Source organism: Viscerimonas tarda, assembly GCF_054601255.1.
The window spans coordinates 35,625-55,733 of record NZ_BAAHWV010000024.1; the positions used below are offsets into that span (position 1 = coordinate 35,625).

General features: G+C 43.9%; 17 protein-coding genes. All 17 read left to right on the forward strand.

The features are described 5' to 3' along the window. The first annotated feature begins 538 nt into the window (after window positions 1-538). Window positions 539-5,026 carry a translocation/assembly module TamB domain-containing protein gene (locus ACYPWY_RS11035; RefSeq protein ID WP_459685601.1) on the forward strand — a complete coding sequence of 1,496 codons (4,488 nt, stop codon included), beginning with the start codon at window positions 539-541 and terminating at the stop codon, window positions 5,024-5,026. Further along, the gene (locus ACYPWY_RS11040) at window positions 5,023-6,198 is read left to right on the forward strand and encodes a THUMP-like domain-containing protein (protein WP_459685584.1); all 1,176 of its coding nucleotides are present in this window, start codon (window positions 5,023-5,025) and stop codon (window positions 6,196-6,198) included. Before ACYPWY_RS11035 ends, ACYPWY_RS11040 begins: the two co-directional genes overlap by 4 nt. After that, window positions 6,185-7,591, forward strand: coding sequence for a tRNA lysidine(34) synthetase TilS (tilS, locus tag ACYPWY_RS11045; RefSeq protein WP_459685585.1), 1,407 nt, complete (start codon window positions 6,185-6,187; stop codon window positions 7,589-7,591). Before ACYPWY_RS11040 ends, tilS begins: the two co-directional genes overlap by 14 nt. A 315-nt stretch (window positions 7,592-7,906) precedes the next feature. Then, on the forward strand, window positions 7,907-9,853 hold the full coding sequence (gene rho / locus ACYPWY_RS11050) for a transcription termination factor Rho (protein WP_459685587.1): 1,947 nt from the start codon (window positions 7,907-7,909) through the stop codon (window positions 9,851-9,853). A gap of 69 nt (window positions 9,854-9,922) precedes the next feature. Then, window positions 9,923-10,837, forward strand: a complete 915-nt coding sequence (locus tag ACYPWY_RS11055) for a cation diffusion facilitator family transporter (RefSeq protein ID WP_459685588.1) — start codon at window positions 9,923-9,925, stop codon at window positions 10,835-10,837. A gap of 682 nt (window positions 10,838-11,519) precedes the next feature. Then, the gene (locus ACYPWY_RS11060) at window positions 11,520-11,855 is read left to right on the forward strand and encodes a VanZ family protein (RefSeq protein ID WP_459685589.1); all 336 of its coding nucleotides are present in this window, start codon (window positions 11,520-11,522) and stop codon (window positions 11,853-11,855) included. A gap of 12 nt (window positions 11,856-11,867) precedes the next feature. Further along, on the forward strand, window positions 11,868-12,464 hold the full coding sequence (gene hisH / locus ACYPWY_RS11065) for an imidazole glycerol phosphate synthase subunit HisH (RefSeq protein ID WP_459685590.1): 597 nt from the start codon (window positions 11,868-11,870) through the stop codon (window positions 12,462-12,464). Window positions 12,465-12,468: 4 nt separating this feature from the next. Beyond that, a complete protein-coding gene (gene hisA, locus ACYPWY_RS11070; protein WP_459685591.1) occupies window positions 12,469-13,194 on the forward strand; it encodes a 1-(5-phosphoribosyl)-5-[(5-phosphoribosylamino)methylideneamino]imidazole-4-carboxamide isomerase in 726 nt (241 codons plus the stop codon). A 29-nt stretch (window positions 13,195-13,223) separates the two neighbouring features. Continuing rightward, on the forward strand, window positions 13,224-13,976 hold the full coding sequence (hisF, locus tag ACYPWY_RS11075) for an imidazole glycerol phosphate synthase subunit HisF (protein ID WP_459685592.1): 753 nt from the start codon (window positions 13,224-13,226) through the stop codon (window positions 13,974-13,976). Window positions 13,977-13,981: 5 nt separating this feature from the next. Continuing rightward, window positions 13,982-14,575, forward strand: coding sequence for a bifunctional phosphoribosyl-AMP cyclohydrolase/phosphoribosyl-ATP diphosphatase HisIE (gene hisIE, locus ACYPWY_RS11080; protein WP_459685593.1), 594 nt, complete (start codon window positions 13,982-13,984; stop codon window positions 14,573-14,575). Window positions 14,576-14,718: 143 nt separating this feature from the next. Next, on the forward strand, window positions 14,719-14,925 hold the full coding sequence (locus ACYPWY_RS11085) for a hypothetical protein (protein WP_459685594.1): 207 nt from the start codon (window positions 14,719-14,721) through the stop codon (window positions 14,923-14,925). After that, window positions 14,925-15,197 (forward strand): type II toxin-antitoxin system YafQ family toxin, encoded by a 273-nt coding sequence (locus ACYPWY_RS11090; RefSeq protein WP_459685595.1) that lies wholly within the window; start codon window positions 14,925-14,927, stop codon window positions 15,195-15,197. The genes ACYPWY_RS11085 and ACYPWY_RS11090 overlap by 1 nt, the downstream gene beginning before the upstream one ends. A gap of 11 nt (window positions 15,198-15,208) precedes the next feature. Further along, complete coding sequence (locus ACYPWY_RS11095) at window positions 15,209-15,907, forward strand: cell division ATP-binding protein FtsE (RefSeq protein WP_459685596.1); 699 nt, start codon at window positions 15,209-15,211, stop codon at window positions 15,905-15,907. Window positions 15,908-16,091: 184 nt separating this feature from the next. Further along, window positions 16,092-16,493: a DUF1573 domain-containing protein gene (locus tag ACYPWY_RS11100; protein ID WP_459685597.1), complete on the forward strand. Its 402-nt coding sequence runs from the start codon at window positions 16,092-16,094 to the stop codon at window positions 16,491-16,493. 129 nt (window positions 16,494-16,622) lie between these two features. Continuing rightward, on the forward strand, window positions 16,623-17,726 hold the full coding sequence (gene meaB / locus ACYPWY_RS11105) for a methylmalonyl Co-A mutase-associated GTPase MeaB (protein WP_459685602.1): 1,104 nt from the start codon (window positions 16,623-16,625) through the stop codon (window positions 17,724-17,726). Window positions 17,727-17,783: 57 nt separating this feature from the next. Beyond that, the gene (locus ACYPWY_RS11110; protein ID WP_459685598.1) at window positions 17,784-18,209 is read left to right on the forward strand and encodes a hypothetical protein; all 426 of its coding nucleotides are present in this window, start codon (window positions 17,784-17,786) and stop codon (window positions 18,207-18,209) included. 126 nt (window positions 18,210-18,335) lie between these two features. Beyond that, complete coding sequence (locus ACYPWY_RS11115; RefSeq protein ID WP_459685599.1) at window positions 18,336-19,316, forward strand: ROK family protein; 981 nt, start codon at window positions 18,336-18,338, stop codon at window positions 19,314-19,316. The last annotated feature ends 793 nt before the right edge of the window (window positions 19,317-20,109 follow it).

Below are 20,109 nucleotides of genomic sequence, written 5' to 3' on the forward strand. Positions count from 1 at the left end.
AACCGTATGCTTCAGCTTACGGGTGAACAGTCGTCTCCTGCAACCAAGTCCCGCAGGGACGACACTTGGACACGCTATCAAGTATCACCCCATGCGGGGATTAGGTTACTGTGCTGTATGTCAGGCCGTAAGCTAAAGCATACGGTTAATAAAGTGTCGCCCCATGCGGGGCTAAACGCAATTTTGCTGGTGAGCCGAAAAAAGATATAAGCAGTATGATTCATTTGCGCAATTTGCGCAATCGGCGTAATTGGTATTCTTTTGAGACAGCCCCTAACGTAACATAAACCCTTAAACTGGTGAAAAATAATTAATTCTATCTTTAATTCTCGCAAAATACAAAGACTTCCCCTCGCTTTTTATTAATTTTGCGTGGTTAACACCCCCTCCAACCTTCCCCTTTTGGGGAGGCTCTTACAGCCCCCTTTGGAGGAGCAAGGGGTTAAAGGAAGAGGCGTAGCGTTGTAACTCATAACTCGTAACTAAAATAAAACGATTTAAGTATATATTTTTAAGCCTTGTAGGGATAATTCTGGGAATTATCACATTGTTGTTCGGCCTTTTGAACATGCCTTCGGTTCAAGAGGCGATAAAGGAACGCATTGTTGAGGAATTAAAAAATAAACTGCATACCGAACTGGGGATAGACAAAATACACATCCAGCCATTCAATACGGTAGAACTCAATGGCGTTTACCTGTTCGACAAACAAAACGAACAAATATTGCGTGCCGATAAATTGTATGCCGGCATCAGCTTGTTCTCCCTTCTGCAAAAGGAAGTAGTTGTTACCGCCGTGCGCCTGAACGATTTCGATATAAAGTTGTCGAAAGAAACATCCGGATCGCCGCTCAATATCCAGTTCATTATCGACGCTTTTAAATCGCCCGATGACGAAAATAAATCGAAGATTGAAGTAAAAATAAATACCCTAAGCATCAGCAACGGGAATCTCAGCTTCGACATAAAGGATAAACCGGTTGCAAACAATCCTTTCGACCCAAACCACATTCAGGTTTCGGACTTCAACGCCCACCTGTCCCTGAAATCGCTGAAATCCGATTCGCTGAACATTCAGATTAAGAAACTGGCGCTAAAAGAAAAAAGCGGCTTAGAAATCGAGAACCTGAAACTACGGCTGATTTCACAGGCTCAGTCGATACAGGTAAAAGGATTTATGCTCGAAACACCCAAATCCCTTCTGCAATTCGGCAAATGCGAAATTGATTTATCCAAGGTCGATTCGCCCAAAAACCTGGCCGATAGCGCCTGCATCAATTGTTCGATTGTATCGTCCTACATTACCCCCAAAGACCTGTCGCCGTTTTCAAAGGTCCTCAAAAATTTTGAAGACCGGATATATTTGAAATGCAAGGTGTTGGGCACGATTAACGATTTTGACGTATCGGACATATCGCTGGACTATGGCGACAAGATGCAATTGAGCGCCGATGCGAGCATTACCCATGCATTGGATAAAGAATTGCTCTACCTTTCGGGGAATGTAAACGACCTCCGGGTAACGACCGAAGGAATCGCCGGACTAATCAATAACTTCTCCGACAACAAGAAAACCCTGCCCAAACAGATACACAATTTAGGAACCGTTACCTTTAGCGGCAATATTTCGGGGCAGCTGAAAAAACTGCGGGCGCACGGATTCTTAAATTCCAAGCCCGGGTCGGTAACTGCCAAGCTCGATTTCGGGTTTAATACCGAATCGGGAATCGAATCGTTTTTCACCGGCAGCATTTCGTCCGGGAAGTTTAAATTGGGCGAATTACTGGAAGACGAAAAATTCGACGAACTTTCTTTCAACCTGGATATTGACCTGCAAAAATACAAACATAAAACACTGGGAGGCAAGGTGAAAGGTGATATAAGCCATTTCGATTACAAAGGCTATCCGTATCGGCATATTGCATTAAACGGGAAATACGACGGCTTGAAAATGGAAGGCGCCTTGTCAATTGACGACGAAAACGTTTTTCTGGATGTGGATGGATTGTTCGACTTTTCGCAAAAGCAACCCGTTTTAAATTTTATCGCCAAACTGCAAAACCTGCGGCTGGATAAACTAAACCTATCGGACAAGTACAGCAATTCCTACCTTTCGCTGGATGTCAACGCCAACTTTTCGGGCGATAATATCGACAATGCCGAGGGTTATCTGAATATAGACTCCATCCGCTTTTACCGCGATGGCGACCAATTTTTCATGGACAACATCCTGATAGAGGCATCCGGCTCGCTGTCCGACCGAAAGTTGAAGGTCAGTTCCGATATTATTAACGGCGAAGCGCTGGGCGAATATTCTTTTCTGACAATGCCCAAAAGCATCACACAAACGCTTCATTCCTATCTACCGGCATTGATTAATTTCGACAAGAAAGACGCCGGCAAAATACAGACAAACAATCTTTCGTTCAATTTCACGGTGAATAATACAGAGCAAGTCAGCAAAATATTTTCACTTCCGTTTACCATATACAGCCAGGCCAAAATCATTGGATTTTACAACAATATTTACAACAAATTTCGTCTGGAAGTATATTACCCATCGGGGAAGGTGGCCGGAGCCAATGTTAAATCGGTTTATTTGCTGGCCGAAAATACCGCCGACAAAATAAACGCGGATATTACCGGAATTTTTGTGGGGAAAAACGATGTGCTCAACGATGTTTCGATTGATTTAACGGCCGGCAACAATACGGTAAATACCGAATTGAACCTGACGAACAACAGCAAGCAAACCTTCGACATTTCGTTTGCCGCCCTGACCAACTTTAGCCGCGAAAAAGCCGGTACGCCACTCAAAACCGAAATAGAAATCATGCCCCGGAATATCGTCCTGAACGACACAGTATGGGCTATTGATAAATCGCATATATCCATCGGTTCGGGAGAGTTAAGCGTCAACAACTTCAATATCAGCAACAAAATAGGGAAACAGGCGATTGACATCAACGGAAAATATTCCCAAACAAACCCCTACGATACACTGAAAGTCAATCTCAACAAAATCAACCTCGAATATGTATTCAATACCCTCGCCATCAATGCCCTTAATTTCGGAGGATCGGCCACCGGCACATTGAATGCATCGAGCGTGGACGGAAAGCCTTATCCGCATATCAATCTGGATGTTGACGGATTCCGGTTCAACAAAGCGCCATTGGGGCGCCTCAGGTTATACAGCGAACTGGAGGATATAACAAACAATATACTGCTGAAGGGGACGCTCCTCGATGAAGAAAAAAGGCAAACAGACATCACCGGATTTATCAACCCCGTGAAAAAAGAATTATCGTTGAATTTCGATGCCAACAAGGTAAATATCGCCTTTCTGAATAAATATGCGGCCTCACTTTTCAACAATATCTCGGGACGCGGAAGCGGAAAAGTCCATTTGTTCGGCGATTTCTCGAACGTAACCGTGGAAGGAAAAGCATTCATCGAAAACGGGAGCCTTGGCATCAACTTCCTGAATACAACCTATACATTCACCGACACCGTTTACCTGAAAAAAGACCTGATATACTTCAACGACCTCAGGTTATACGACCAGTATAAGAATAAAGCCCTGGTCAGTGGAAAAGTTGTACACGATTATTTCGCCAATTTTATGTATTATGTAGAGCTATCGGGCAGTAATTTTATGATGTACAACGTTACCGAAAAACTAAATCCGATGTTTTTCGGCAAAGCCTTCGGTTCGGGTTCGGGAAGCATCAGCGGCGACGAACGAGCCGTGAATATTGATGCCCGTTTGCAAACGAATACCAACACCAATATCTGCATGAACTTCATGAAAGAAACCGTACAGAATTATTCGTTTATAACATACCGGAACAACGACAGCATTGCCACCGACACCCTGAAAACAGCCCAACAGCTAACAGGCAAACCCCTGAAAACCGAATCGGGAATGGAAGTCAATATGAATTTCTACATTGACGCAACCCCCGATGCCACGGTAGAAATGGTGATGGACCCTGTTGGTGGCGACAAGCTCAAAGGCTCGGGAAACGGAGCGATACAATTTGTGTGGGGAAGTAAAATTGCCCCCCGGCTGTATGGCACCTACACCATCAGCAAAGGAGACTACAACTTCACCTTCCAAAAAATCATGGAGCGGCGGTTCAGCATACAAGACGGCAGCTCGATACTATTTCAGGGCGACCCGTTCCGCGCCAATCTGGATGTAGCGGCAAAATACAAGCTGAACGCCAACCTGAAAGACCTCGATCAGGATTTAGTGAGAAATACCGGACAAACAAGCATCCCCGTTGAATGTATATTGAACATTACCGGCGAACTGCAACATCCGAATGTAGGCCTCGACATTGCCTTACCTGCAGCCGACCCCGAGGTGCAACGACAGGTTAAAAGCCTGATGAACAACGAAGATATGATAAACCGCCAGATGGCTTATCTGCTGCTGCTCTCCAAATTTTATACGCCGGGGTATTTTAATGTGGATCGTAAGACAAATGATTTTGCCTCGGTGGCCTCCGCCACCCTCTCGACCCAGCTAACCAAAGTGCTGAGTATGATTGACAACCGCTGGCAATTTGGCACAAACATCCGAACCAGCGACGCCAATTTCAACGATACCGAAGTAGAATTGCTGCTATCGAGCCAAATACTGAACGACAGGGTGTTGCTGAACGGCAATTTTGGTTACCGCAGCTTCGACAACAGCAGTAGCAGCATTTCCGAAATGCAGCAACAAGATGCTCTGATACACGACATTGACGTAGAAGTACTCTTGAACCGGAGAGGAACATGGCGATTGAAGATATACAACCATTACAACGAGAAATACTATATTTCCCGCAGCGACAAAAACCTGCAAACACAAGGCATTGGACTTCTGTATAAAAGGGACTTCGATAAATTATCCGAGATTTTCAACTTTCAATACAAAAAACCGGCGCCGAAACAGGATAGCATCCAAGCTATATTGCCCGATTTCAGCATCAAGGGAAGCCATTTAGGCGAATTTATCAGGATAAAGAAATGATTGATAACACGAGCATTGAGTTTATACGCTTGCACGAAAACGCCGATATTCACGCTTTGGCGCTACAAGCCAACCGCTATCCGGCTATCGACATGCCGTTTGCTATCAGGCAAATAACAGGCCGGCAAATTGCCCGCGAAAAAATTCCCTCATGGTACAATAACGAGCAGCTGGTGTATCCGCCGCATATATCCATGGAGCAATGTTCTTCGGAAAAAACGGCGAAATACAAAGCCTCGTTGTGTAAAGGCAAGCGTTTGGTCGATTTAACGGGCGGGCTGGGCGTCGATTTCTATTTCATGAGCCGGCAATTCGACGAGAGCATTTATGTTGAAAAACAAACCGGACTAAGCAAACTGGCCGAACACAATTTTGCTGTTTCAGGTCTAAAAAACACCACAATAGTGAATGCCGACGCCCAATTGTACTTAAACCAAATGCCAGCTGCCGATACAATCTACATCGATCCGGCGCGCCGCAATACACAAGGCCGGAAAACAGTACTGATAGAAGACTGCACCCCGAACCTGATAGAAATAGAAGCGTTGCTGGACGAAAAAAGCGCCCGGACAATCATCAAACTATCGCCCATGCTCGACATAGCGCTTGCCCTGAAAAAATTGAGCAACATAGCCGAAGTACATATTATAAGCTGCGCCAACGAGTGCAAAGAATTGCTGCTGATTAAAGATCGGAACAAAGAATCCGCCACAAGCTTGTTCCGCTGCGTAAATATCCTGGCCGATAAAGCCCAATGCTTTTCGTTCAATCAGGAAGAGGAAGAAAAGGCGCAGCCTGCCTATACCACAACAACGGGCAACTACCTCTACGAGCCCAACGCGTCCATACTGAAAGCGGGCGCCTATAAAAGTGTTGCGACAAGGTATCAGCTCTTAAAGCTTCATCCCAACAGCCATCTCTATACCTCCGGAAACTTGGTGGAGGATTTCCCCGGCAGGTGTTTCAGGATTCAGGAGGTGATGGATTTCAACAAAAAAAGCATAAAAGACTTGGCTTCAAGAGCTAAGGCAAACATAACTACCCGCAATTTTCCGCTTTCGGTTGATGAAATCCGAAAGAAAACGACACTAAAAGATGGCGGAGAATTGTATATATTTGCTACAACACTTGCCAACGACAAAAAAATACTTGTTCTTTGTGAAAAAGTTTAGTCCGAACACTATGCAACTGCTCGAAACAGTAGAAAAATACATCAGCGCCCACCGGTTATTAATACCCCACGAGCGCGTTATAATTGGCGTCAGCGGTGGCGGCGACTCCATGGCCTTGCTCCATATACTCAATGCCTTGGGCTACAAATGCATCGTTGCTCATTGCAATTTTCACCTGCGAGGCGAAGAATCTGACCGGGACGAAACATTCGTTCGCAGCTATTGCGCCGAAAATTCGTTTGAATTTCATTCCGTCTCCTTCGACACTTACGCCTGTATGAAAGAAAAAGCCGTTTCGCTGGAAATGGCCGCACGGGAATTACGCTACAATTGGTTTGAGGAAATAAGCCAAAAGCACGGGGTATCTAAAATTGCAGTCGCACATCACTTGGACGATTCGGTCGAAACATTCCTCATTAATCTGGTCAGAGGAACCGGCATAAAAGGGCTTACCGGCATTTCGCCCGAAAACGGAAAAATTATTCGCCCCTTGTTGTGCCTCACCCGAAGCGAGCTATTGGACTATTTGAGCGAAAACAGCCTGTCGTTTGTAGAAGACAGCAGCAATGCCGAAGATGTTTACCTCCGCAACAAAATAAGGCTGAATATCATTCCGCTGCTGAAAGAAATCAATCCGTCCATCAACCGGACAATCAACCAGACGAGCCTCCATCTGCAAGCCATTGACGCGATATACCGCCAACACATAAGCGAAATTATCGACAAGGTATTCAGGAACAACGAGATAGATATTCAGTTACTGATGGAATCGGAGAATCCCGAAAGCGTTTTGTTCGAGATACTCCATCCATATAGCTTCAATGCGGCCACCATCGGCAACGTGCTCCAATCGGCAAACGGTCTGTCGGGCAAAGTATTTTTTGCGGACAACTACCGGCTCGTGAAAGACCGCAACAAATTTATTCTGGAAGAAAAAGCCGGTAAAAAAGCCGGTTATTTTTATATTGACGAAGATACAACGACCATAAATACGCCCGTCAAGCTGGTTATTGAGCAGCGGAAAAAAGAAAAAGACTTTCGACCGGAGAAAAACAGCAACAAAATAGCAGTTGATAAATCCACCCTAACCTTTCCTTTACATATCCGAAAATGGAAACAGGGCGACAGGTTTATTCCGTTCGGGATGAAAGGCTCAAAAAAGCTGAGCGATTACTTTTCCGACCACAAATTCAGCCTGATCGACAAAGAAAACACCTGGCTACTATGCAACGCCGACGACAGCATCATCTGGATTATAGGCGAAAGAGCCGACGAGCGTTTCAAAGTTTCGGGGAGTAGTGTGGATATTTTGGAGATAGAGGTGAATGTGAATAATGAAATTATTGCAGCTACGATCCAAAAGGCTGACACTCTACTACCCCAACGGGGTTGAATATGAATAACCCCTTCGGGGTAACAAGGGTATATAATTTTTTTCATGCGTTTATCCTACCTTTTTCACCCATTGCATTGTGTATCAAAAAAAATCTTTCTATATTTGCAGGGTCTTAGAGAAACCGTTAAATGGTTTCGGAGTATAAAGAGAGCATATTCTGCTTTCGAGGCAATCTATAAAAACATTATTACACAGTATTTTTATGTATCTCAATATTTATACATGAGAAGCGTTTTTTCAAGTAATACTATAAACGAGAACTGCACGTACAATAAAATCTAATAAATTCTTACTAAATAATTTTAAATATACATGCGTATATACAACATTCTTGAGCTTAACGAAAAGCTCACTACCGAACTTAGGGTCTTAGCCAAAGAACTGGGATTGAGACGCCCTGACGCTTTCAAAAAAGATGAGCTCATTTACAGGATTTTAGACCAACAAGCTATCCTTGAATCGCGGAATAAAAATTCGGAAAGCTATCAGGCCGAAGATAAAATATCAGATAAAAAGAAACCGGCTGCCGATAAAAATAACAAGCCCAACAATAAATCCAAGATAAAACCGGAACCCATCAAGAAAACCGAAGAAAATCCGGCAAAAAAAGAGGATGCCAGCAATAAGGTAGTGGTCAACAAACCTGCCGCCAAAGAGCCTGCCGCCGCAAAAACAGCGGAAACAACCACCGCTCCTCCTTCCAATGCAAACAAAGGCAAGCAGCCTCAAGGAAAAAACAAGCCCCAAAATGCCAAAGGCAAAGATGTTGTGGCAGCTCAGGAAAAACCCAAACAACCGGCGTCTGTAGCAAACCCGACACCAAGCCCGGTACAAACCAACCAGTCGGTACAACAAGTGCAAACACCGGAAAAACCGGCACAAGAAAAAGCTCCTCAACAAAAACCCATTCAGCTTGTCTTCAGATCTAAAAAAGTACGAGAAGAAGAAAATACGGAACCGGTACCGGCATTGCCGCCGCTTTCGGCTGTTGAAGAAGTAATTGTTGAAGAAGATGAGCCTGTTGTTATGACAGAAGTTGTGAAACCGCAGAATAGCAATAATGGAAACAGCGGAAACGGCAATGGAAACGGCAACCAAAGACAAAACAATAATAATCAGGCACAAGAAAAAGCCTTTGAATTTGACGGAATTCTGTCGGCATCGGGTGTTCTTGAAATTATGTCCGAAGGATACGGATTCCTCCGCTCGTCCGACTACAATTACATGTCATCGCCCGACGACATCTATATATCTCAGTCTCAAATCAGGCTTTTCGGACTGAAAACCGGCGATATTGTCGAAGGACCTATCCGCCCGCCAAAAGAAGGAGAAAAATTCTTCCCACTGGTTAAAGTTGACCAGATTAACGGACGTTCACCCGAAGAAGTACGCGACCGCGTACCTTTCGACCACCTGAAACCTTTATTCCCGAACGAAAAATTCAGTCTTACGACCGGACGAAACGACAATTTCTCGTGCCGTGTTGTTGATTTGTTTTCGCCTATCGGAAAAGGTCAGCGCGGTTTGATTGTTGCACAACCCAAAACAGGTAAAACAACCCTGTTGAAAGATATAGCCAACGCTATTGCCGCCAATCACCCCGAAGTTTACATGATTGTGTTGCTCATCGACGAGCGTCCTGAAGAAGTTACCGACATGGAACGCAGCGTGAATGCCGAAGTTATTGCTTCAACATTCGACGAGCCAGCCGACCGCCATGTGAAAATTGCCGAAATAGTGCTGAACAAAGCCAAAAGGCTGGTAGAATGCGGACACGATGTAGTTATTTTGCTCGATTCGATTACACGCCTGGCCAGAGCCTACAATACCGTGCAACCGGCATCGGGAAAGGTGCTGACCGGTGGTGTGGATGCCAACGCCCTGCACAAGCCCAAACGTTTCTTCGGAGCGGCGCGCAATATCGAAAACGGCGGATCGCTCACCATCATAGCCACCGCATTGACCGAAACAGGTTCTAAAATGGACGATGTTATCTTTGAAGAATTTAAAGGTACCGGCAACATGGAACTTCAACTCGACCGCAAATTGTCGAACAAACGCATATTCCCTGCTGTGGATATTATATCGTCCAGCACACGCCGCGACGATTTGCTGTTGGATGCCGAAACGCTGAACAGGATGTGGATACTGCGCAATTTCCTTTCGGATATGAATTCGGTTGAGGCTATGCAGTTCCTCGCAAGCAGACTGCGGAAAACAGTAAATAACGACGAATTTCTTATATCAATGAATGATTGATATGATTTTGATGTGCTAATGTGATGATTAGTAAATCAGCACATTAGCACATTAGCACATCAAAAAACCATGAGCAAAGGACATTCACACAACGGCCATTCGCATTCGCATTCGCACAATGCCAATAAGAGAGCGTTGACTATCAGCTTCGCACTGATACTGACGTATATGGTCGTGGAGTTTGTCGGCGGATTTCTGACCAACAGTCTGGCCCTTATATCCGATGCCGGCCACATGCTGAGCGATGCCTTTGCACTGGGACTAAGCCTGAGCGCCCTGTTGTTCGGCGAGAGAGCCGCAACTGCCGATAAAACATACGGATACAAACGGTTCGAGATACTGGCCGCCTTGCTGAACGGTGTGATATTGGTTATTTTATCCGTTTTCATCATGAAAGAGGCTATTGTGCGGTTCAACCACCCTGCAACAGTCTTGGGAGAAGGCATGATTATTATATCCTCAATCGGATTAATCGTCAACATTGTTGTTGCATGGATCCTTTCGCGGGGGCAAACAAAAGAGAATCTGAATATCAGGAGCGCGTTTATGCATGTCATCGGCGACCTTCTGGGTTCGGTTGGAGCCATAGTTGCCGCCGTACTGATTATGCTTTTCGGATGGGACATTGCCGACCCCATAGCCAGTATTGTGGTATCGGCGCTCGTTCTTTACAGCGGATGGCACATACTGAAAGAATCGGTGAATATTCTGATGGAAAGTAAACCGGCAAACATCGACAACCAAAAGGTGATGAATGCGTTGAAAATGATACCGGGAGTAACAGACATACACGACCTGCATATCTGGATGATAGCCTCCGACTTCCCCACCCTAACCGCTCACCTGAACGTAGAACCCAACTCCGACAGGGATGCCATACTCGAAGAAGCCGTACATATCATCTACACCGAGACAAATATCAAACACATCACCATCCAAACCGAGGGACGCGAACTCAGCATACACGAAGATTGCAAGATGTAAGCAATTAGCAAATTAGTTAATCAGCGCGAAGCGACAATGATTTTATTATCACATTGACTAAATTTATCAATTCTACTAACATATAACGCATTGATACTATTCTAATTTATTAATTATCAGTATTTTATACTATTTTGAAAATGCGTTTAATTATACTATAATGCATTTGTATAATTTATTTTTTTATTATTCTACTATCATATAATTAACTAAAAGTTCTATTGGATTATTGTTAAACGCTCTTTTTTGTGCCATCAGGCACAATATGTTGGTAGAAATATTGTTCTTTCCTTTTTTCGTGCCGTAGGTACGGGATGTGAATATTGCGTACCTGACGGCACGCTGTTATGCTTAGGAATCGGTTTTCTACCAACATTGAATCCCTAACGGGATTTAGAACATAAATGATGTAATGAGGTTTATTGTGTTGCTATTCATTTGTTACTGAGGTTGTTCTGTAAGTGAAATCAGGTAGAAATGAGGTTTTTCATTGTCCATTTTATTCTTCCGCTGCAAATTTAGTTAATGATTAATAAGAATTTGGTACGAATATCATATTATTATAATTATTTATGCCAACTTTGCAGTCGAAATGCAAAGTTTGAGTGTAGTTATGTTGAAGCGACTGAAGTATTGTTGGATTCCATTTATCATAGCTTGGCTAATCTTTTATTTATGTTGTTTGATACCAAACAAGGATATTCCTGAGGTGGAATTTAATTTTTTCGTACCCGCCGATAAGCTGGTTCATTACTTGATGTATCTTGGACTTTCGGGAGCTGCGGCTCTGTACTATATTTACGATAAAAAAGGGCATATACACCTGTCGGCAATGTTGTTTGGCGCCATTATTGTCCCTATCCTTTATGGTGGTTTGATAGAGATTATTCAGGAGAAATATTTTCCGCCCCGTTCGGGTGATTGGTTCGATTTTCTGGCCGATACCCTGGGAGCATTGACCGCCTTAGTTATTTCGTTGTGTTACAGACGATTTTTATTGAGAAAACAAGTTATATGAAAAGCTAAAAATATGAGTATTGTTGTCATAAAATACAATGCAGGTAACGTATTTTCGGTGGAATCGGCCATCAAACGCTTGGGTGGGGATGTGCTGGTTACAGACGATAAAGAGTTGATACGCCAAGCCGATAAAGTGATTTTTCCGGGAGTTGGCGAAGCCAGTTCTACGATGGACTTCCTGCGCGAAACCGGCTTTGATAAACTGATACCTCAATTGCAACAGCCTGTGCTGGGCATTTGCCTGGGTATGCAACTGATGTGCGCCTGTTCGGAAGAAGGCGACGCCGAGTGCCTGAATATTTTTGATGAGGTGAACGTCAAGCGTTTTATCCCCTCCCGAAACGAAGATAAAGTGCCCCACATGGGCTGGAATACGCTTTCGGATGTGAAAAGCCCCCTGTTCGACCCCCGTGTCGAAGGGCAGCATGTTTATTTTGTTCACAGCTATTATGTGCCTGTGAATCAATACACCATAGCCACAACGGATTACATACATCCCTTTAGTGCAGCTTTAAACAAAGGTAACTTTTATGCCACCCAGTTTCATCCCGAAAAAAGCGGTAGCGTAGGAGAAAGCATTTTGCAGAATTTTTTATTGAACTGTTAAGAATATGATAGACATAATACCGGCAATAGATATTATAGACGGAAAATGCGTCAGGTTGTCGCAGGGCGATTACGATGCGAAAAAGGTTTACAACGAAAATCCGCTTGAGGTGGCCAAACTATTTGAAAGCCACGGCCTGAAACGCCTGCACCTGGTAGATTTGGACGGAGCAAAAGCAAAACACATTATCAACCACAAAGTGCTGGAAAAAATAGCCTCAAACACCTCGCTGGTCATTGATTTTGGCGGAGGTATTCAGAGCGATGAAGACATTGATATAGCTTTTTCATCGGGGGCCTCAATGATTACCGGCGGAAGCATTGCCGTGAGGGATAAAGCCCTTTTCACCAGCTGGATAGCCAAGTACGGCAACGAGAAAATAATACTCGGCGCCGATTGTAAAGACCAGAAAATAGCCGTTTCGGGCTGGCAGGAATCTACCTCGTTGGATATAATCCCTTTCATCGGGGAATATGTGGAGCGTGGCATCAAAAAAATTGTTTGCACCGACATCAGCAAAGATGGCATGTTGCAAGGCCCTTCGGTTGAATTGTACAAGAAAATCCTGGCGGCTTTCCCCCAGGTTTATTTGGTGGCGAGCGGCGGCGTAAGCTCGTTTCAGGATATTCTTGATTTGGAAGCGGCCAATATTCCGGCTGTTATATTAGGAAAAGCGATATATGAAAATAAAGTAACGTTAAAACAATTAGCTGATGCGCTAATGTGTTGATATTAGAAGAATTTGCTAATTAAAAAAATATGCTGGCAAAAAGAATTATACCCTGCCTGGACGTGAAAGACGGCATTACCGTGAAAGGAACCAATTTTGTCAACCTCCGCGAGGCTGGCGACGCCGTTGAACTGGGCGCGCGATACAGCAGGGAAGGAGCCGATGAACTGGTGTTTCTGGACATTACGGCCACATTCGAGGAGCGAAAAACCTTTACCGAACTGGTAACACGCATCGCCCAAAGCATCAATATACCCTTTACCATTGGTGGGGGCATCAACGAATTGAAAGATGTTGACCGCTTGCTAAAGGCAGGCGCCGACAAAATTTCGATTAACTCAACAGCCATCAGGCATCCCGAAATAATTGGGGAGATAGCTAAAAATTATGGTTCGCAGGTATGTGTCTGCGCCATAGATGCACATTTTGAAGACGGAAAATGGATGTGTTATACCAGCGGCGGACGCAACCGGACAGACAAAGAACTGTTTTCGTGGGCAAAAGAAGCCGAAGACAGAGGAGCCGGTGAAATTCTTTTCACCAGCATGAATCACGATGGGGTAAAAACCGGCTATGCCAACGAAGCCCTTCATCGCTTGTTCGAGAGCCTCCGTATCCCTGTAATAGCCTCCGGTGGAGCCGGTTCGATGGAACATTTCAAGGATGTTTTTGAGAGTGGATGCGCCGATGCGGCATTAGCGGCAAGCGTTTTTCACTTCGGAGAGATTGGAATAAAGGATTTAAAGAATTATCTTCGCAGCGAAGGTATAAATGTTAGATAAAAACTATGAATTTAGATTTCGAAAAAACAGGCGGTCTAATTCCGGCCATTATTCAGGATGATTACACCGGTAAAGTGTTGATGCTGGGCTATATGAACGAAGAATCGCTGGCAAAGACAAAAGAAACAGGTAAAGTAACTTTTTACAGCCGCACCAAACAACGGCTTTGGACAAAAGGCGAAGAAAGCGGAAATTTCCTCCATGTAGTGAGCATAAAAGACGATTGCGACCACGATACGCTGCTCATTAAGGTCAACCCCGCTGGCCCCGTGTGCCACACCGGAGCAGATACCTGCTTCGAGGAAACGAACAAGGAAGACATCCTGTTTCTCAAATACTTGCAGACTTTCATCGAAAAACGCTACAAAGAAATGCCCGAAGGTTCGTACACCACCTCACTTTTTGAATCGGGCGTAAACCGCATGGCGCAAAAAGTAGGCGAAGAAGCCATCGAAAGCGTTATAGAAGCCTGCAACGGCGCCGACGAACGCCTGGTATATGAAGCAGCCGACATGATTTACCACCTGATAGTGCTGCTCACCTCCAAAGGTTTAAGCATTGAAGATTTGGCCAGAGAGTTGGAGAAAAGGCATAAATGATTGGTGAATTATGTGTCTAGCCGGATTTGCAAATCCAATCGAACGAGATAGAAACGCAAAATTTTGCGTCTCATTTTTACTGCATTGCACAATCAAAGAGAAAAATATTCATTACCTTTACGGGGGAAAAAGCAATCGGAATTATGGCAACATTAGTAATTGACATTGACAACGACACAAATGTGAAGCAATTTATATCCTCTTTGTATATGTTTAAGGGGGTAAAAAGGGTTTCATTAGAAGAAGATGTGTGTTATCCGAAATTGGATAAATCCATATCGGAGGCAAAATCGGGAAAAACCGTTCGCAGCAAAAATATATCCGAATTAATGCAAGGTTTAAACTCCTGATGTACGAAATTGAATACACCAATAGCTTCAAAAAGGATTATAAACGTGTTCTGAAAAGAGGATACAATGTGGAACTTTTGACTAAACTATTTGAACAATTAATGGCAGATGGAAATGTAAATCCAGTTTACAAGCCTCATAAGTTGCTTGGAAACTACGCAGGATATTGGGAATGCCATATTCAGTCAGATTGGTTGTTGATTTGGGAAATTGATGAACAAAATCAATGTATTATCCTGTATTATACGGGTACGCACAGCGATTTATTCTAATTTTTAAACGTATGGAAGAGAACACAGTAGTTGAATACAAAAACGTAAATCTTGGCCGGGACCGGAACGTGATATTGCACAATATCAACCTGAAAGTCGGTAAGGGCGATTTTCTGTACCTGATAGGTAAGGTTGGGTCGGGAAAGAGTACTTTTCTGAAGAGCCTTTATGCCGAAATTCCGGTGGAGGAAGGAGAAGGGCATATCCTTGATTACGAATTGAATAGCCTGAAAAGAAAGCAAATCCCCTTTTTGAGGAGAAAGATCGGAATCGTTTTTCAGGATTTTCAACTGCTGATAGACCGTTCGGTTGACGACAACCTTGGATTTGTTCTAAAGGCAACCGGTTGGAAAAACAAAGACATTATAAATGAGCGAATTAAAGAAGTTCTGACACAGGTTGGAATGCAAAACAAAGGCTACAAAATGCCTCACGAACTATCGGGTGGCGAGCAGCAGCGCGTAGTTATCGCCAGGGCTTTGCTCAATTCGCCCGAAATTATACTGGCCGACGAGCCGACCGGTAATCTCGACCCCGAAACGGGCAATGTTATTGTACAGCTGCTCCACGATATTGCGAAAAATGGAACCCCGGTGATTATGTCCACACACAATTATTCGATTGTTCAGCGGTTTCCCGGACGTATCATCCGGTGCGACGAAAACGGCGGAATGAAGGAAGTGAAACTATCGGCGTCGATAGACGATTGAAAACTTTGAAAAAGGGAAAATATACAGGAAAACATCCTGCCTAATTTTAATAATACAAAATTTATACACTCCACGAAGCTCCTAAAACGGATTTAGTGTAACAAAAGTTAAAACAGATTTCGTATTCGGGTTTTTATTAATAACTTTGCCCAAAAATTGATGCAGATTTTAAATACAAACAGAAATGAAAAAAATTGGATTATTTTTATTGGTTGCAATGCTTGGTTTTGGCTACACGTCTGCGCAAAGCGGACCTGCTAAAGCGCCAAGCGCTAAACTTGAAAAAACAGTACATGACTTTGGAAGAATAGCGGAAGAAATAGGACAGGCAGTTTGCACATTTGAGATTGTAAATACCGGTACAGCGCCGCTTATCGTCAACAAAGTAGGAACTTCGTGTGGTTGCACAGCGCCATTGTATTCTAAGGAACCTATTTTGCCGGGGCAAAAAGGCGAAATAAAACTTTCTTACAATACAACAAGCAAGGTTGGTGCGTTTGAAAAAACAGCAACTGTATTCACCAATGTGGCGGATACAACCTATCGGTTGGTAATTAAGGGCGAAGTGTTGCCTGCTAAGAAGTAACTGTGAAAAAAGTGATATAATGTGAACCGGATAAAGATAAAATCTTTTTCCGGTTTTTTTATTTGGATTGCTTTTGGTAAATTTACACCCTCGTAATGAGACTCTGAAAATAGGTAACAAGTGGCAAAAATGGAACATCCTGAGAATGAACGCCAATATTTGGGCTTAAAAGTGAATAAAGGAATATCGGAAAAACCAACCCTAAATCCCTACATGAAGGACTTCAGTCGTTTTAAACGAAAGTCCTACACCGTATCCGAATATGTGGAAGGAATACTGAAAGGGAATATTTCGATTTTGGGACAAGCTGTTACCCTGATTGAAAGCTCGAGACCCGAACATCAGATTATAGCACAGGAGGTGATTGAAAAATGCCTTCCCTATGCAGGAAATTCGGTGAGAGTCGGCATAACCGGAGTACCCGGCGCCGGTAAAAGTACTTCGATTGACGCCTTTGGGATGCATGTGTTGAAGCAGGGCTACAAACTGGCCGTTTTGGCTATCGACCCTTCGAGCGAAGTTTCTAAAGGGAGCATTTTGGGCGATAAAACACGCATGGAGCGGTTGAGTATTGCTCCCAATGCCTTTATACGCCCCTCGCCGTCGGCAGGTTCGCTGGGCGGTGTTGCCCGAAAAACACGGGAAACAATCGTATTGTGCGAAGCAGCCGGTTTCGACCGTATCTTTATCGAAACAGTGGGCGTAGGGCAGTCGGAAACAGCCGTACATTCGATGGTCGATTTCTTTTTGCTGATACAGCTTGCCGGAACGGGCGACGAATTGCAGGGAATAAAGCGCGGCATTATGGAGATGGCCGACGGCATCATCATAAACAAAGCCGACGGCAACAACATCGAAAAAGCAAAGCTTGCCCAAAGCCATTTTAAAAACGCCCTGCACTTGTTTCCCCTGTCCGAATCGGGCTGGTCGCCCCGTGTATTAACGTATTCGGGCTACTACGAAAAGGGAATCGCCGAAATCTGGAATATGATAGACGAATACATCGCATTTGTCAGGAAAAATCGCTATTTTGAGCGCCGGCGCAACGAACAATCGAAGTATTGGATGTACGAAACCATAAACGAGCGTTTGAAAACCGAATTTTATAGCAACACTGCCGTGCAGGAAGAGCTTGGTTTGTGCGAACAGGATGTATTAAATTCACAGATGAGCTCTTTTATAGCGGCATCCAAAGTTTTAGATATATACTTTAAACAGATAAAGAATAAATAATGTTCTGTATTAAAGGGCAGGGCAAACGCATGAAAAATTTTAGTACTACTGTTACGAATGAGATTCCTCTATGACAGAAGAGCAGATAAAACTCAGGGAAATGCCACATCCCGAATGGATAACGGAGGAACAATGGCAGAGGGTTCCTTACGTGCATCATTGGGAATCCCAAAAGAAAGGAGCGGAATATATCGCACAATCTCCTCGTCTAACAACGCAGGAGATACAGGCTCAGTTCGAGAGGCTGAGGAGCGAGAAGAACTGGAAGCAAGGGGAATAAATCCCGACTTTGACAGAACGGTTTTTAGAGAAGAACTGCCCTTTGGTCGGAATGACTCGCCTGTTAGTGGTTTAAGGGATGAGGAAGCGGCGGCTTCGCCGCCGCTTCCTCATCCCCTCTCCCAAAAAGGAGACAGTCATTCCGACCAAAGGGAGGAATCTCCTGCTCATATCAGCAACTTTACCGAAAGGCATAAGCAGTAAAATTTTTCATGCGTTTGCCCTAGATTAAAGGGGTATCTGCTTTTTTAATAAAATATATATTCGTATATTTAGCCGGAATTATTACTAATTAGATTCAAATATAAAATATAAATTTTCTTTACTACTATGGAAAAACCTTATGCAATTGGAATAGATATTGGTGGAACCAATACTGTTTATGGAGTTGTAGATAAAAGAGGACACATCATCAATCAGGGTTCGATGAAAACCGCTGTTTATACGGAAGCCAATGACTATGTGAATCATCTGTCATCGGCTATTCAGGGAATTATAACACAAGTGGGAGGCGCCGAAAACATCAAAGGTATTGGTGTTGGAGCGCCCAACGGAAATTTCTTCTCGGGCTGCATCGAATTTGCACCCAATTTACCATGGAGAGGCGTTATCCCTTTAGCCCAGATGCTAACCGATAAGTTAGGCATCCCCGTTTCGTTGACAAATGACGCCAATGCTGCGGCGATAGGCGAAATGACTTACGGCGTAGCCCGTGGGATGAAAGACTTTATAGTCATCACGTTGGGTACAGGTGTTGGTAGCGGTATTGTAGTCAACGGACAACTGGTTTACGGACACGACGGTTTTGCCGGAGAATTGGGACACATAACCGTGCGCACGTCTGGTGGACGCGTTTGCGGATGCGGACGAAAAGACTGCCTCGAAACCTACGCCTCGGCAACGGGAGTTGTTCGGACAGCAAAAGAATTTCTCACCACACGAAAAGAAGCCAGTCTGTTGAGGAATATCGCTTATATAGATGATATTACGTCAAAAGATGTGTCGGAAGCCGCTTTGCAGGGAGATAACCTGGCAAAGGAAGTGTATGAATATACCGGACAAATACTGGGAGAAGCATTTGCCGATTTCATCGCTTTTTCGAGCCCCGAAGCTATTATTTTGTTTGGCGGCTTAACCAAAGCCGGAGAGCTCATTTTCAATCCGGTTCATAAAAATATGGAAGAAAACTTGCTGCCAATTTACCGCAACAAAGTAAAATTGTTGATGTCGGATTTGAAAGAAAGCGACGCTGCCGTGTTGGGCGCAAGCGCTTTAGGCTGGGAAGTGAAGGCTATTGATAGCGCTTATTAGAGATAAAGGCAGGGGCCGTGTCAAAAAGTATTTTTGAACGCGAATTACGCTGATTACGCAAATTATCGCAATTTATTTATTGTTGAAATTCAATTAAATAAGAAAAAGATATAGTGGCTTATTTTAGGGCAAACGCACCAAAAATTTTACTGCTTATGCCTTTCGGTAAAGTTGCTGATATGAGTTGGCGATTCCTCCCTTTAGTCGGAATGACGGTCTCCTTTCGGGGAGAGGGGGGCTGTTTTAAAAGACTGTCATCCCGTGCTTGACACGGGATCTCCCGAGTAAATGTGCAATGATTTTCAGGAGATTGCGGGTCGGATCCCGCAATTGGAGCGGAGTGGAATTGTAGCCAACGGCGGAAATCAGCCTGAGCTAAATCGGCCTGAGCCAATGACAACCTCAGAGACAGACTTTTGAGACAGCCCCGAGAATAGCTAAGAGGTGCAAACGCTGTCTGAAAACGTCTTTTTTTATGTCTTTCCCTAATGTCAAAAATGGAAGTCTTCTTTTACTTATAGCGCTGTGTTTGAGTGATTTTTCCTGCTTTTGTCCCGCCTTGTCTGCTTGGGCGGTTTTTTAGTGATAATCCTACGCTAACTTTTCGGGTGGAGTATTGTTTTCGGCATATTTGTGTTGATAATCATTGCCGCCTCAAGATTTAAACCCTAACTCCGCAAAAATTTAGGTAGTTTTAGCAAAAAAGTGGCATAAACATTTGGATATTCCACTTTTTTGTTGTAGCTTTGTGCTACCTAAATAGGTTGCATTATGTATTTACCGGAATGGATTC